This window comes from Vibrio sp. M60_M70, from assembly GCF_037162085.1.
GTDB classification, from domain to species: domain Bacteria; phylum Pseudomonadota; class Gammaproteobacteria; order Enterobacterales; family Vibrionaceae; genus Vibrio; species Vibrio diabolicus.
Map to the genome: position 1 here is coordinate 861,149 of NZ_JARLUL010000001.1, position 13,985 is coordinate 875,133.

A 13,985-nucleotide genomic window follows, 5' to 3' on the forward strand; every position below is an offset into this window, starting at 1 on the left:
AACGTGAATAAATAAAGGCAGTAATTATGAAAAACATTTTTGCACTGAGTGCTCTTTCTCTCGCTTTCGCTTCTAGCGCTTTTGCTGGTTCTTCTTACGTAACGGGTAACGTTCAATTCCACGATGATGGTCGAATCCATGGTTCGGACGTTACGTCTACACTGGAAGCTGGTCATACTTTTGATAACCAATTCGGCGGCTTTACGGTTTACACCGAATTTGATGGTATTCAGTTGGGTAAACTGGAAACAGAAAACGGTGGCGCGGGTAACACAACACCAGCAATCACTGTGGGTGGTGAGCAGTCATTTAACATTACCGATCATTTATGGGTTGCAGCGGGTTACCAACACTTGTTCTCTGCTGGCGAGAACGTACAGTACCGTCCATTGGTTAAGATCGGTTACAACTTCGATAACGGTATCTCGCTAAGTAACCGTACTCGTGCGCATATTGATGCGACAGACGCAGATGCGGATACAGACTACCGCATGGATAACCGTATTGGTTACGTGATGAATGAAGATGTGACGCTAAGCTACAACAACGTCTACATGATTGAAGCGGAAACGATGGACCACGAGCTTCGCGCAACGTGGACACGTAAAGGTGTTCAGCCTTACTTTGAGTTCCGTAGCCAAGCACACGGTGCAGAAAACGCAAGTGGTGATAGCCTAGTTAACAATGCGTTTGTATTTGGTGCCTCTTACGGCTTCTAATCTTATATTTGTCCATTAAGAAAAAGCCCAGCAATTGATTTGCTGGGCTTTCTTGTTATTTGTCGTTGCCTTCGTGGTGGCTATATTCGAACACTTGGCCTTTTTCGTTAAAGGCGTAAACAGTGTAGCTGTCTTTTTTATCGCCATACTCCATACCAGGGGAACCCATTGGCATGCCCGGTACCGAGAGCCCTTTTGCGTTACGTGGTGGATTTTCTAAGAATGCTTTAATGTCTTCGGCTGGAATGTGACCTTCGAACACATAGCCGTTGATTTCTGCTGTGTGGCAAGAGTAAAGCTGTTCGTTCTTGATGCCTAGATCGCGTTTTATGGCGTTCATGTCATCGTGCAATTTCTCTTCGACCGTAAATCCGTTCTCTTCCATGTGTTTTGTCCATTCACCACAGCAGCCGCAGTATGGCGATTTGTGGTTAATGACATCAGCTGCCAATACGTTGGCGGATGCGGTCGCAAGCATTGCAAAGGTCAATAATTTCAACTTCATAATAGCCTCAAATATAAGTGGTTATTTTACTGAAAAAAGTCGTAGTCGATTTGCATTACTAACGACAGTAATAGATGACAGCGCCATTGCCGCACCTGCGACAACTGGGCTGAGCAAAAATCCAAATGCAGGATAAAGTACGCCTGCGGCAACAGGGATCCCCAGTGAGTTATAAACGAAGGCTCCAAATAGGTTTTGCTTCATGTTTTTAAGTGTAGCGCGCGACAGTTCAATCGCATGTACCACCGCCATTGGTGACGTGTTAAGGATGGTCATTTGCGAACTTTCAATGGCGACATCACTGCCGCTACCCATTGCAATACCAAGGTTGGCTAACGCGAGAGCAGGGGCGTCGTTAATGCCATCCCCCACCATTGCCACAACATGGCCTTGGGATTGAAGTTGCTCAATGTGCTGAGCTTTCTCATCTGGCATTACTTGAGCGATTACTTCATCAATACCAAGTTCTTGACCGATAGCGTTGGCTACGTGTTGGTTGTCACCCGTCAGCATTACCGTTTTGATGCCTTGCGATTTTAATGCAGAGAGCGCGTGTTTTGCATCCGATTTGATTGGGTCAGCAATGGCGATCAGGCCGACTAACTCACCATCGAGCGCAACGGCAACCGGAGTCCATGCATTCTGAGCGCATTCGTCAATTGCATCCTGAAGTGCCTCTGTTGCAACGTTTTCCGCTTGCATAAATTGAAGCGAGCCAATAAGCAGCGGTTTACCTTGATACGTTGCCAAAATGCCGCGCCCACGAACGTTTTCAAATTTATCGAGAGTCACTTCTTGCGTGTCGTGCTGATTAGCAAAGTCGCATACCGCTTTTGCTAGTGGGTGCTCTGACTGACGCTCGGCGGCGTACGCTAACCCCAACAGCTCTTCTTGGCTGGTGGTGTGAGTAAACACTTGCTGCACACTCGGTTTACCTTGGGTAAGCGTGCCTGTTTTATCGAACACAACCGTATCTATTTTACTCGCTAGCTGCAGGGCATCAGCATCTTTGATCAAAATGCCGAGTTCTGCGGCTTTACCCACTCCCACCGTGACAGAAAGTGGGGTTGCTAAGCCTAGAGCACAAGGGCAGGCGATGATAAGTACGGTTGTGGTGACCACCAGCATATAGCTCGCTTTTGGCTCTGGGCCAACGGCAAACCAAACAAGCGCTGCCAGTATTGCTATGCCTACAACGACAGGGACAAACACTGATGAAATCTGGTCTGCCAATTTCGCGATGGCAGGCTTACTGCTCTGAGCGCTGCGCACCATACGAATAATACGTGCGAGCATCGTATTTGCGCCGATTCCGGTAGCCTCTATAGTGAGAGAGCCGTCGGTATTCAATGTCCCTGCGGATACATGTGCCTCTTGTGCTTTTAATACAGGAACGGGTTCACCAGTTAGCATGGACTCATCAATGTATGATTCACCTTGAATCACAACGCCATCAACAGGCACTTTCTCGCCTGGTTTGATACGCAGTTTCATGCCTAACGTGATTTGCTCAACCGCGATTTTTTGGTCGCCTTGTTCCGTAATTACCGTAGCTTGCTGAGGTTGCAGGTTAATCAACGCTTGTAAGGAACGTGTTGTGTTTGCTTTGGCTTTTGCTTCTATATAGTGACCAAGAGAAATTAAGCCGATGATCATTGCACTCGCTTCAAAGTACACGTGGCGTGAAGCAAGAGGGAACCAGTCTGGGAAAATCACCACAAGCATCGAATAGAACCACGCTGCGCCAGTACCGAGAGCGACTAACGTGTCCATGGTGGCTCGCTTGTGAGTAGCCGCTAACCAAGCGTTACTGAAGAAGTGTTTCCCTGCTGTGGCAAGAAGGAGTAAACATACGATACCGATCGCGCCCCAAGCTAATTGGTCGTTGGTGTTGCGAATCATCATATTGCCGCCAGCAACGCCCCAAATCATTAAGGGAGCACCGACGACAAGGCCAGCAATAGCATCCAGTTTAAAGTGTTTTTGTTGCTGACGTTGTTGCTGCGCTTGCTTTTCTTGCTGGGTTGCGGCGTCTTGTAGGATCTCTGCTTGGTAACCGGCTTGTTTTACCGATTCAACAATTGCGTTAAGGAGGTCATCAGAGTCTTGGCTTGCGAATACTAGTGCGCTTTGTTCTGCAAGGTTGACCTGTGCTTTCTCAACGCCTTCTACGTTAGTAAGTGCTTTCTCTACTGAAGATACGCAACTCGCACACGTCATGCCTTGAATCAGCATTTGCAATTGAATACTCGCTGGTGGCACCTGCGTATCTTTAATATTGCTTTGCTTTTCTACCTGTCCGGTCTCTGGTGAGCTTTCGTTCTCTACTTCAACAGAATCAAGGTTGGCGGTATAGCCGAGTGTTGCTATTAAGTCGATCACTTGTTGCTCGGAGAGGAGGGTACGAATCTCTAAGTGCGTTGTTGAAGCCTCGAAAGAAATAACGTCTTGATGAGAGTCTAATAAAGACGAGAGTTTTTTCACGCAGCCGCCACAGCTTAAGCCTGAAAGGTTTAACTCGTACTGATTTCCTGCGTGGTAACCAAGAGATTCAATTGATGAAACAAGCTCTTTAAGCGAGGACTCGGTTTTGACCTCGACTTGCGTTGGGGACAAAGTGAGGATCTCTACATCGTGATTCGCATGTAAAGCCTTCTCAACTTTTCTCGCACAGCCCATGCAGTTGAGCCCTGATAAAGGTATGACAAACTGATACATAATCTGCACCTCAATAATAGTGATACATTGAGCTTAAACCTTCCTGCAAGGGTAAGGTCAATACCCATTTTTTGCTCTCAACAATTTCGTCAAAATCGCTTGAATCACAAAAGTTCACTGCCATTTTACTTGCGAGTGATCTCAAGGTTTTTTCTCTCTGAATATAAAGTTCCGTTAAAACACCTAAAAGATGAATGAAGTCGCTCACGCTTTTGAGATGCTCTCAATGTCAGTTCAGTGTCAAAAAGTGCTTTTAACGTTTTTGATTTTTTATATTTAAATTTAAGTTTTTGATTTTTAATTGATTATATTATTTTTGATCTTCTCATTTTGAAGTCGCTCAGATTGCTGTAGGGAAAGTTTTTTAGTGCGAAAAAAGTTTGTCATATTTGCCCCGTCCAAACATTGTTTCAAGTTCCTGCCATGTCCTAGTTAGCGAATTTGAAAATGGAAAAAACTAAAAAATATAGGGGTTAAAAATGTCTTACCTAAAGAAAAGCCTACTTGCTACGGCAATCACAGGCATGATGTTCAGTGGTGCTGCATTTGCTGATGGTGCAAACAGTGACGCAGCAAAAGAGTTCCTAACCAAAGATTCATTCTCTTATGAAGTTTACGGGATCATCGCGATGCAGGCCGCGTACCGCGATTACGATTCTGGCAACAAAGCAACGGACGATGATCTAGGTGGCATGCAGCTAAACAACGAATCTCGCATCGGTTTCCGCGGTAAAAAACAATTTGCTAACTTCGGTCCTACTTTTATTTGGCAAATCGAAGGTGGTTACGTTGACCCTAGCTTTGGCGGCGAGGGTGCAGGTCTTGGTGAACGTGACACATTCGTCGGTTTTGAAAGTGCATCTTGGGGTCAAGTTCGTTTAGGTCGAGTATTAACACCGATGTACGAATTGGTTGACTGGCCTGCATCTAACCCAGGTCTCGGTGATGTTTACGACTGGGGTGGTGCAATCGGTGGTGCTAAGTATCAAGACCGTCAATCAAACACCATTCGTTGGGACTCGCCAATGTATGCGGATAAATTCTCTCTAGATATTGCGGCTGGTGCAGGTGACAAAGCGGGTCTGGGTGAAGGTGATGACTACTGGGGTGGTATCGCAGCGCACTACAAAATTGGTCCAATTCAGTTAGATGCCGCATACGAGGGTAACCGTAACATTAAGATGGAAGGCCAAACGTGGGAAAACAACACATACTTGGTGGGTGCTCAAGGCTGGTTTGATAACGGTATTTCCTTCTTCGCGCAATACAAATACATGGAAGCTGACGCAAGCAACGGCGTGAGTGAGAAGCAAGACGCAATGTCTGCCGCTATCATGTACACCACAGGTGATTGGCAATACAAACTGGCTTACGCAGCGAACTTTGATCTAGAGCGTGATGGTAAGACAATTAACGATACAGCAGACGATGTACTATCTGCACAAGTTATGTACTTCGTAGACCCATCGGCAGTGCTTTACGTACGTGCTCGTACTCTAGACTTTGGCGACGGTGCGTCTCAACTGGATAAACCAACAGAAGGGCGTTGGAAATCTGCGGACTACGATGAGTTCTCTGTGGGTGTTGAATACTACTTCTAATAAAGAAGCAGCTAAAAGGGCGGAAACGCCCTTTTTGTCTTGATACTGATTCAAATAAGCCTTTGGAATGACTGGCCTGTAAGTTTTAGAGGCTTATCTAAATTGGTATAAAGTGAGAAACCACGATGAAAAAAACAACGACACTTCTCGGACTTTGCGCAATGCTTTCTGCGCCTGCTTTTGCTGCTCAACTGACTCTGCAAGCTGAACTGGTTCCTCGCGTTCTCAACGGTGAGTTCGTGTACCCTGAGTGGATTTCCAAAAATAACAGCATCGAGCTGAAGGACGGGGAAAATCAGTTGGCGGTGACGGTTGGACAAATTGTCTTTGAAGATGGCAAGCGCCGTAAGTTCGATTCGCAGCCACTGGTATTAGAGTTTGAAGCAGAAAAAGACGCCGAACTATCGCTGACTTACAAAGCGTTCCGTACCATCGAAGAAGCGAAAGCTTTTGAACTCGATCCAAAAGTGGTATTGAAAGACAAACACGGAAAAGAAGTGGCATTCTCTATGGTTCAACTTCGTAAAGGTGGCTTGCAAGGTTTTCGTGATTACGAGCGAGAAGTGGCTGACTATAACAATGCAATGAACAAAGAATCGACCAAGGCAAGCATTGCGTCTTCTCCGGCGGAAACCAAAACAATCAAAGCATCGTTTAATGAGTTAAGCCGTGAAGAGCAGCAAGAATTTATGCAATGGGCGATGCGTAACCTGAAGTAATTTCGTTCTGCACTTTAACAGTAAATAGGAGGGCAGTACCTTTATTGGTGCTGCCCTGTTTGTATTTCTGGTGTCAAACCGATTGTAGAATTGACTTACGGTGGTAAAATGTCGCCACTTTTATCCTTGACATTACAACGAGAGATCTCTCGTTGCTCATTACCCCTAAGGAACTCAAATGACGGTTAAAACTCGTTTTGCTCCTAGCCCAACTGGCTATCTACACGTTGGTGGTGCGCGTACTGCACTTTACTCTTGGCTATACGCTAAAAACCAAGGTGGTGAATTCGTTCTACGTATCGAAGATACAGACCTTGAGCGTAACTCTCAGGAAGCGGTTGATGCAATTCTTGAAGGCATGGAATGGCTAGGCTTGGAGTGGGATGAAGGTCCTTACTACCAAACTCAACGTTTTGACCGTTACAACGAAATGGTTGATAAGCTGTTGGCAGAAGGCAAAGCTTACAAATGTTACGCGTCTAAAGAGCTGCTAGATGAAATCCGTGCAGAGCAAGAAGCAAACAAAGAAATGCCTCGTTATGATGCGAACCATCCAAAAATCAAAGCGGCAAACGAAGCGGCAAAAGATGGCGATCCATGTGTTATCCGTTTCCGTAACCCGAAAGAAGGCAGCGTAGTATTTGATGATCAAATCCGTGGTCGCATTGAAATCCGCAACGATCAAATGGATGACCTAATCATTCGTCGTACTGACGGTTCACCTACTTACAACTTTTGTGTAGTAGTGGATGACTGGGACATGGGTATCACTCACGTTGTTCGTGGTGAAGACCACATCAACAATACGCCTCGTCAAATCAACATCTACGAAGCACTAGGTGCGCCAGTACCAACGTTTGCGCACTGTGCAATGATCTTGGGTGATGACGGTGCGAAACTGTCTAAGCGTCATGGTGCTGTATCGGTCATGCAATATCGCGATATGGGTTACCTACCTGCGGCACTAAATAACTACTTAGTGCGTCTAGGTTGGTCTCATGGCGACCAAGAAATCTTCTCTCAAGAAGAGATGATCAATCTATTCAGCCTAAATGCAGTATCTAAGTCAGCGTCTGCCTTCAACACGGACAAACTGCAATGGTTGAACAACCATTACATCAAAAACTCAGATTCTGCGTACGTTGCAGAGCACTTACAATGGCACCTAGATCAACAAAAACTAGACGTAACGAATGGTCCTGCTATCACTGACGTGATCAAGCTAGTGGGTGAGCGTTGCAACACGCTGGTTGAGCTAGCTGAGCAAATCCGTTACTTCTACGAAGATTTCTCTGAGTTTGAAGCGGGCGCAGCGAAGAAACACTTACGCGGTGTGGCTAAAGAGCCTTTAGAGCTTGCTCTAGCGAAAGCTGAAGCACTGACCGAGTGGACAACAGCAAACATCAAAGATGGCGTTATCGCTGCAGTCTGTGAAGAGCTAGAAATCGGCATGGGCAAAATCGGTATGCCATTACGTGTTGCTGTAACAGGCGGCGGTCAATCTCCTTCTGTCGATGCAGTAATGGAACTGGTTGGCAAAGAGCGTTGTGTTGCTCGTATTAAGATGGCGCTTGAGTTCATTGCTGAGCGTGAAGCAAACGCATAATTGCTTTGAACTAAAGGTTCTTTTGAATAAATAGTCACAAAGCCGCGGTAAACACCCGCGGCTTTTTTGTATCTGAATCCTAGATAATGAGAAACCTTCTCATATGTCGGTGAAGGATGTGGTATTTAGGACCGTAATTCACCTAGGTATGGATAAGATTTTTTAATCCAAATATCGTTGGCATGAATAAAAAACGAGCGATTATATATCAAATATCTGATTGATTTTTATCCACCTTCCTTAAAGTTCCATTTTTGCTGTCTCATTTTTAAGAAAAAACTTTGCTTAAGTTGTAGTGTTCCAGAAAATAAAGCAAACGTTTGCGTCGTGATTGTGTGGGGATTTTTTTGCTTAGGATCACATGTTGTTGAGATTTTTGATGACAATAAATTGACAGAATTGGGATTTTTCTCGCGATTTCTTAGCGTTATAGTTCACCCCGTCAGTGATACCGAGATGGCGATATGTATCACTGAACAGGAAATGTACGTAAGTAGCTTCCATAAAAAAATGCATGTGCATAAAAAGAAGCTGACTAAGTATCTCACTCAAGGAATGAATAAAAAGAATTGAAATACAACGTCAGTCAGACGGCGCATTTCGGCATCTAACAAAAGAACTTCTTTAGAGGAATCAATAATGAAAAAATTAGCAGCGGTAATTTCAGCGTCTCTACTTATGGCTTCAGCAGCACAAGCAGAAGTATACGTTGGTGGTAAGATGGGTAAGTCATGGATGGAAGACGCGTGTGTAGCGGGCCAGGCTTGTGACAAAGACGACTCTACTCTTGGCGCTTTTGTTGGTTACGAAATGAATAAATACTTCGCAGTAGAAGCAGGTTTCGACAACATCGGTGATTTTAACCAAACTTCTTTCGGTGGCCATGTAGAAGCAATCACTCTTGCACCTAAATTCAGCCTACCAATCACTGAAGACATCGCACTTTACGGTAAAGTGGGTGGCGCTTACGTAATGTTTGATGGTAAAGATGATTACTCTTACCTAGGCGCAGCTGGCCTTGAGTTCAACCTAAGCCAAAACGTAACTGCTCGCGCGGAATACCAAACTCTGACTGATATCAGCAACGATGTAACTCGTGCGACAGGTAACACAGCAACACTGGGTGTTTCTTTCAAATTCGGTGGCAACGATGAGCCAGTAATCGTAGAAGAGCCAGTTGTTGTTGAAGAAGTGGTTGTAGAAGAAGTGGTAGAAGAGCCAGTAGTTGTAACGAAAACATTCGAAACTCAAACAATCGGCACTGGTAGCTTTGATCTAAACAGCACAACTCTAAAACCAGAGAGCGCTGCAAAACTTGATAACCTAGTTGCTTTCCTAAACGAGCACCCACAAGCGAACGTTGAAGTTGTAGGTTACACAGATACTTCTGGCCCAGCAGCTTACAACCTAAAAGTTTCTGAGAAACGCGCGGAATCTGTAGCTAACGCACTTGTTGAAAAAGGCATTGATTCATCACGTATTCAAGCGCGTGGCGAAGGTGAAAACAATCCAATCGCTTCAAACGACACTCGTGAAGGTCGTCAGCAAAACCGTCGCGTAGAAATCGTTGTTCCAGAATTTGAATACCAAGTTCAGCAATAAGCTTCTATCCGACCGTAGTATAGAAGACTAAAGCTGAAAGCCCCAAAGAGTTCGCTCTTTGGGGCTTTTTCATTTCTATTTGAAACGGACTGAAAAGTTAAAAACGGTAAACATCACTTGAGGTCAATGCTGTTTAAGCGCCCCATGAACGTTAGGATTTCCAAGTTGTCTTTATGTGCTTCTAGCAACGCTTTTTTGGTTTGCATGTAGGCGGCAAGCTTGCCGTATTTACTAATAGAGCGAACCACCGTTTTGTATTTGTAGTCACCGTCGTCATTGAACTCTCGCCACTTAGCGATGTAACACGTATCTCGGTTATCTGGGTTTTCAAGAGTGGGGTTAGGTTTGTGAACAATTTTTGGCTCAACGCTGTGTGGGAGTCTGGTCATGAGATAAGGATCCTTCAAAAGACGTCGCCAAAATTTGCCCCACATTTGCCGGCCTAATTCGTTTCTCAGCTTAATGGCTTTTTGTAAGCCTTTCTTTTCTCCAATACGAACAAACCCAACCGAGCGGTGCAATACCGTGTCCTCGGGGGTATGGATATGAATCTTAAAGGCAGTCTTGCCTTTAGAAATAAAGCGGTGTCCAGTGTTAGTTATTAAATTGCTCTTAGACATAGTGCTAACTAATAATTTTATTAATAGCTAAAAGGGTAAGCAAAACTCATAGATAATTAAAGTAATAAAATACAAAACTGTAAATAGGGCTTGTTGAAATGATTTCAAGGGGAAGAGGTCGGAACAGTAAAAGGTTTTATCTCGTCGAGTAAAGGAGCGAGGCGATCATATTGATTACTGAGGAAATTGTTTCACACGTTACTTGGAAACGCTCTGTGAAGCTCGAAATAGTGGATACAAAAAAGCCTTAGCTCAAGTGGGAGCTAAGGCTATGATATGGCGCCCCCAGTAGGATTCGAACCTACGACCTGTCCCTTAGGAGGGGACTGCGCTATCCAGCTGTGCCATGGGGGCGTAATACCAATAGTTGCAGTTCATTGAACCGTTTTACTGAATGCAAACCTAGCAACTTTGTTTAGGTCTTTATCAGCATCACTTTGAACGACTTACTACGGTCATTGGTATAATCAAATAAGATGCGCTGCCTATGATATTCAAAAGTGAGCATATCTCAAGACTTAATGTTTGCTTTTATAGGATCTTGTTCATTACGTCGCCAATTTGAACACTAGAGGCTAAATTTGGCTGATCAATCGTCAGCTCGGCTTCGTGTTCGTATATACGAGATACCGTCAATGTAATTTCACTTTGCGATACTTTATTTCTTGGTAATCCGTTTTGGTCGATAAATGATGCGGTGTGCCAAAGCTGCAATTTGTCTCCCTCTTTTACGCCATGCATACGGCCGAGATCCATCGTTACTGTGTTGCCGAAGACAGCAACGACCTCTGGCAGCGTAATTTTGCAAGACAGCTCTGACTCTAGATCCAGCATTATATTGCGACTAACGCGTAGCATCATCTCGCCATAGGTCGACGCCCAAAAGCGCGCACTGCGAGTATCCACTTGGCTCGTTTTGGCAAATGGCCAACGCGCCACTTCACGGTAGGCTTTGTTGAAGACTTCATGGCCAGTTTTACCATCAAATACTTTCATCTCTAACGCAAACTGACGATTGATGATGTCATCTTGCAGTAGTTGAGATTCGACCGTTGCAGTGAGATCGGTAATGACTCCCCCAATGATGTATTGTGCGCCGTTGTCTTGTGCAATCATTTGAGTACGAGCGGGATAGTTACTGCTAATTGAATAGTCCGTTGTACCCACAGATACAAAGCTGCGAGAGGTTTGATCCAGCTGGCGATTCACCACGCGGCTAAAATCGTCACCCACTTGGTAAATCTGTCCCATCACCGCTTGTTGTGGTGAGGCAACCTCAATATTGCCGACAAGGATCGTCTTTTTGTATTGATCTGTGTGGCAACCCGTTGCCGATGGATAAATATCGACGCGAATTTTTACCTCGACTTTACCTCGACGTTTACGTTCAGACTCGACCAAAATGTAACGGACTTCATGGTTGGTAAACAGGTACTCGTTACGGCTTTCTTCTAATAGCGGCATCAAATTGCTAATACTGCCAATATCTGCGCCCGAAAAATTGACGGCTTTGAACAGCGCGTCTTCCAACGCATGGAGCCTTGCCGTCTCTTCTGAAGAAACGATAGTGGCAACGCCTGTTACTTCATACCAAGATGCCATTACTTTAAAAGGCACAAGCATCACTAAAGTGATTAAAAACAGACTGTTTAATATTTTTTTCATTGATTACAACCGTTCGGGTATAAATATTGCTTTAACAATTTCAGTGAAGTTTGGTGGATTTTTCTTCGTTAGGCAAACAAAGAAAAGCAAAGACTGTTCCAATATTCACTTTCTTAGAAAGGAATTAATCAAGAACGGTATCACCTAAGATTATCTGGAGAATCAAACCATGAAAAAGTGGCTTGTCGCCGCATCGATGATGACGCTTCTGACATCGTGCGCGTACTCACCGATTTACAATGGTAAAGAACCGTACTCAGGAAGCCAGTTCATGCTTATGGATAGTCCACGTCATACGATGGACTTTTTCATTGAAAGCATGACCGAAGACCTGATGGTTTCTAATGTGGCGGTATCTGCGCGGACACCGATTGCGATTACCTCGTTTGTTGATCTACAAAATATGGATGCAACAAACTGGTTAGGTAACTCGGTCTCGGAAGGTTTTATCCATCAGTTCCAGCGCCGAGGGTTTAAAGTGGTTGATTTCAAAACTACGGGCTCTATCCAAGTGACGCAGCAGGGCGATTTTGCTTTAAGCCGTGATTGGCAAGATCTGGCGCAAGAGCAACAAATTCAGTATGTACTGACTGGCACGATGCTGCGCCAAGAGGGCGGGGTGCTGGTCAATGCACGTGTGGTCGGTATGCAGAGCCGTGTGGTTGTAGCAACGGCGCAGGGTTTCCTTCCGGCTGACCGTATTGGTCGTGACTTAGATACGTTAAACAGTATCCGTACGCAAGATGGCGTGTTGATTCGCTCAGACCCAACCATTCGTCAGCCGTACACTGTGATTCTGCGTCCATAGGATAGAAGCATGAAGAAGTTATTATTTATTATTGCCACACTGGTATTGGTGGGGTGTCAGCCACTACAACAGATGCGTCAAGATGAAATCTTAGTGGCAGTGGGTTATGCGAGTGTCAGTGAGCAAACAGGCCGCACAGTAGAAGAAAAGCGCGTACGAGCAATGCGCGCATCAAAAATTGATGCATACCGTGAACTGGCAGAACAAGTGTATGGTATGCGTGTTAGTGGACGTGCAGAACTGCAAGACCAGCGTTTAGGTATTGAGAGCACTACAGGTGCGGTTGATGGTGTGATTCGCGGTGCAGAAGTTGTGCGTAGTTATCTTGTTGAGGACAGTTACGTGACAGAGCTGCGTCTTGATATTCGTAAAATGGATAAGCTACGTGATTACGGAGAAGTTCAACAGGTGCCTGAGAAGCGTCAACAAACCTTGTTCTAATGCACTAAGCGCATTACTTCAGAAGACCAGATAATCTTTCCCGCGGCTGATTGGCAACAATGAGTCGCTTTTTTATATCTACATTCTAGAGATGGTGTGGGGTAGGAGTGACGTTTAGGCTTTTATATTGGTGCCAAGTGTCGAAATAGTGTGGGTTTTGCCACCAGCATTGTAGGTCATGCCCACTTTGCCATGAGTTCGCTGAAGCATGTTATTGAGTTTATTGAAACTCAGCTGTGCGCGACTAAGCGATTCACCATTTACTTTGTTGACTTGTTGACAGTCGAGGACGATCGATTGGATTTGAGCAACAACCTGACTTAGGTGCTCATCTTCAGTAAGTTGATTGACGTGCGGGTGAGAGGCGATTCGCTGATCAGTTGTTCTAAGCTGATCAATGAGTGTCATCTTCTGTTTGGCAATACTCTCAATCTCGGTAGAGACACGCGCAGTTATCGCTTGTGTTTCTTGACGCAAAACAGCAGAAAGTGCCTTAGCATTTTCTAGTTGGAAATTGACGAGATCGGCTAATGCTGCCATAAAATACTTACCTTCGGCCTAAGTCAGTTAGCTTTTGCCTTGCAATTCGTTTTCAAACTTAATCATGTTGTCAGCCAATTTTTCAGGATCGACTTTGTATGAACCGTTTGTGATTGCTTCTTTGATTGCCGCGACTTTGGCGCTGTCATAGGCCGGAGAAGCTGCCATATCTTTTTGGAGTTTGCTAACGGCTTTGCTTTGCTGGCTGAGTGATACAGCGTCTTGTTGTGCGGGTGCTTTTTTCGATTCAGTCGTGCTGGTAGCATTGGAATCGTTACGCGCAGGTGCACGACTTGTCGTCGTCATCATTTGCCCTGAACGTATATTATCTATACCTGCCATGTTTAACCTTTGCCTTGTATCGTAATACTGGTATCCAGACTATCGACCAGTGCAAAAATAACTTTAGTCATTTTTTGCATTTTTATTGATCAGTTTAAA

General features: G+C 44.8%; 13 protein-coding genes and 1 tRNA gene. 7 read left to right on the top strand and 7 right to left on the bottom strand.

Annotated elements, in window-relative coordinates:
- Positions 1-26: 26 nt before the first annotated feature.
- A complete protein-coding gene (locus P4S59_RS04100) occupies positions 27-719 on the top strand; it encodes an oligogalacturonate-specific porin KdgM family protein (RefSeq protein ID WP_005382004.1) in 693 nt (230 codons plus the stop codon).
- Positions 720-774: 55 nt separating this feature from the next.
- Here the strand turns inward: P4S59_RS04100 and P4S59_RS04105 are convergent, their stop codons facing one another.
- Positions 775-1,224: a DUF411 domain-containing protein gene (locus tag P4S59_RS04105; protein ID WP_012842060.1), complete on the bottom strand. Its 450-nt coding sequence runs from the start codon at positions 1,222-1,224 to the stop codon at positions 775-777.
- Between the two features lie 21 nt (positions 1,225-1,245).
- The gene (locus P4S59_RS04110) at positions 1,246-3,942 is read right to left on the bottom strand and encodes a heavy metal translocating P-type ATPase (protein ID WP_337168002.1); all 2,697 of its coding nucleotides are present in this window, start codon (positions 3,940-3,942) and stop codon (positions 1,246-1,248) included.
- Between the two features lie 479 nt (positions 3,943-4,421).
- Here P4S59_RS04110 and chiP point away from each other — a divergent pair, with 479 nt between their 5' ends.
- The 4 genes from chiP (at position 4,422) to P4S59_RS04130 (ending at position 9,470) form a co-directional block, all read left to right on the top strand.
- Entirely contained in the window at positions 4,422-5,543 is a 1,122-nt protein-coding gene (gene chiP, locus P4S59_RS04115; RefSeq protein ID WP_085342939.1) for a chitoporin, read from the top strand.
- 125 nt (positions 5,544-5,668) lie between these two features.
- Positions 5,669-6,262, top strand: coding sequence for a YccT family protein (locus tag P4S59_RS04120; RefSeq protein WP_012842058.1), 594 nt, complete (start codon positions 5,669-5,671; stop codon positions 6,260-6,262).
- Positions 6,263-6,440: 178 nt separating this feature from the next.
- Complete coding sequence (gene gltX / locus P4S59_RS04125) at positions 6,441-7,868, top strand: glutamate--tRNA ligase (RefSeq protein ID WP_337168003.1); 1,428 nt, start codon at positions 6,441-6,443, stop codon at positions 7,866-7,868.
- A gap of 639 nt (positions 7,869-8,507) precedes the next feature.
- Positions 8,508-9,470 carry an OmpA family protein gene (locus P4S59_RS04130; protein WP_006743033.1) on the top strand — a complete coding sequence of 321 codons (963 nt, stop codon included), beginning with the start codon at positions 8,508-8,510 and terminating at the stop codon, positions 9,468-9,470.
- 113 nt (positions 9,471-9,583) lie between these two features.
- On the opposite strand, the gene P4S59_RS04135 is transcribed toward P4S59_RS04130, so the two are convergent.
- The 3 genes from P4S59_RS04135 to P4S59_RS04145 form a co-directional block, all read right to left on the bottom strand.
- Positions 9,584-10,090, bottom strand: a complete 507-nt coding sequence (locus tag P4S59_RS04135; protein ID WP_031780328.1) for a hypothetical protein — start codon at positions 10,088-10,090, stop codon at positions 9,584-9,586.
- 277 nt (positions 10,091-10,367) lie between these two features.
- Positions 10,368-10,444 (bottom strand) — tRNA-Arg (locus P4S59_RS04140).
- Positions 10,445-10,621: 177 nt separating this feature from the next.
- The gene (locus P4S59_RS04145; protein WP_337168004.1) at positions 10,622-11,755 is read right to left on the bottom strand and encodes a flagellar assembly protein FlgT; all 1,134 of its coding nucleotides are present in this window, start codon (positions 11,753-11,755) and stop codon (positions 10,622-10,624) included.
- 169 nt (positions 11,756-11,924) lie between these two features.
- Between P4S59_RS04145 and P4S59_RS04150 the strand changes: the two genes are divergently transcribed.
- Together P4S59_RS04150 and flgP are read left to right on the top strand one after the other, a co-directional pair.
- Positions 11,925-12,563 (top strand): FlgO family outer membrane protein, encoded by a 639-nt coding sequence (locus tag P4S59_RS04150; RefSeq protein ID WP_005382013.1) that lies wholly within the window; start codon positions 11,925-11,927, stop codon positions 12,561-12,563.
- A gap of 9 nt (positions 12,564-12,572) precedes the next feature.
- On the top strand, positions 12,573-13,004 hold the full coding sequence (flgP, locus tag P4S59_RS04155; RefSeq protein ID WP_047009552.1) for a flagellar assembly lipoprotein FlgP: 432 nt from the start codon (positions 12,573-12,575) through the stop codon (positions 13,002-13,004).
- Between the two features lie 114 nt (positions 13,005-13,118).
- Here flgP and P4S59_RS04160 read toward each other — a convergent pair whose 3' ends face one another.
- Both P4S59_RS04160 and flgM read right to left on the bottom strand, forming a co-directional pair.
- Entirely contained in the window at positions 13,119-13,544 is a 426-nt protein-coding gene (locus P4S59_RS04160) for a flagella synthesis protein FlgN (protein WP_337168005.1), read from the bottom strand.
- 27 nt (positions 13,545-13,571) lie between these two features.
- Positions 13,572-13,886 carry a flagellar biosynthesis anti-sigma factor FlgM gene (gene flgM, locus P4S59_RS04165; protein WP_005382018.1) on the bottom strand — a complete coding sequence of 105 codons (315 nt, stop codon included), beginning with the start codon at positions 13,884-13,886 and terminating at the stop codon, positions 13,572-13,574.
- Positions 13,887-13,985: the final 99 nt, after the last annotated feature.

What these genes read in the sequence shown, in the direction of transcription:
- P4S59_RS04100 (WP_005382004.1), top strand. Translation starts at nt 27, where the DNA reads ATGAAAAACATTTTTGCACTGAGTGCTCTTTCTCTCGCTTTCGCTTCT.
- P4S59_RS04105 (WP_012842060.1), bottom strand. Translation starts at nt 1,224, where the DNA reads ATGAAGTTGAAATTATTGACCTTTGCAATGCTTGCGACCGCATCCGCC.
- P4S59_RS04110 (WP_337168002.1), bottom strand. Translation starts at nt 3,942, where the DNA reads ATGTATCAGTTTGTCATACCTTTATCAGGGCTCAACTGCATGGGCTGT.
- chiP (WP_085342939.1), top strand. Translation starts at nt 4,422, where the DNA reads ATGTCTTACCTAAAGAAAAGCCTACTTGCTACGGCAATCACAGGCATG.
- P4S59_RS04120 (WP_012842058.1), top strand. Translation starts at nt 5,669, where the DNA reads ATGAAAAAAACAACGACACTTCTCGGACTTTGCGCAATGCTTTCTGCG.
- gltX (WP_337168003.1), top strand. Translation starts at nt 6,441, where the DNA reads ATGACGGTTAAAACTCGTTTTGCTCCTAGCCCAACTGGCTATCTACAC.
- P4S59_RS04130 (WP_006743033.1), top strand. Translation starts at nt 8,508, where the DNA reads ATGAAAAAATTAGCAGCGGTAATTTCAGCGTCTCTACTTATGGCTTCA.
- P4S59_RS04135 (WP_031780328.1), bottom strand. Translation starts at nt 10,090, where the DNA reads ATGTCTAAGAGCAATTTAATAACTAACACTGGACACCGCTTTATTTCT.
- P4S59_RS04145 (WP_337168004.1), bottom strand. Translation starts at nt 11,755, where the DNA reads ATGAAAAAAATATTAAACAGTCTGTTTTTAATCACTTTAGTGATGCTT.
- P4S59_RS04150 (WP_005382013.1), top strand. Translation starts at nt 11,925, where the DNA reads ATGAAAAAGTGGCTTGTCGCCGCATCGATGATGACGCTTCTGACATCG.
- flgP (WP_047009552.1), top strand. Translation starts at nt 12,573, where the DNA reads ATGAAGAAGTTATTATTTATTATTGCCACACTGGTATTGGTGGGGTGT.
- P4S59_RS04160 (WP_337168005.1), bottom strand. Translation starts at nt 13,544, where the DNA reads ATGGCAGCATTAGCCGATCTCGTCAATTTCCAACTAGAAAATGCTAAG.
- flgM (WP_005382018.1), bottom strand. Translation starts at nt 13,886, where the DNA reads ATGGCAGGTATAGATAATATACGTTCAGGGCAAATGATGACGACGACA.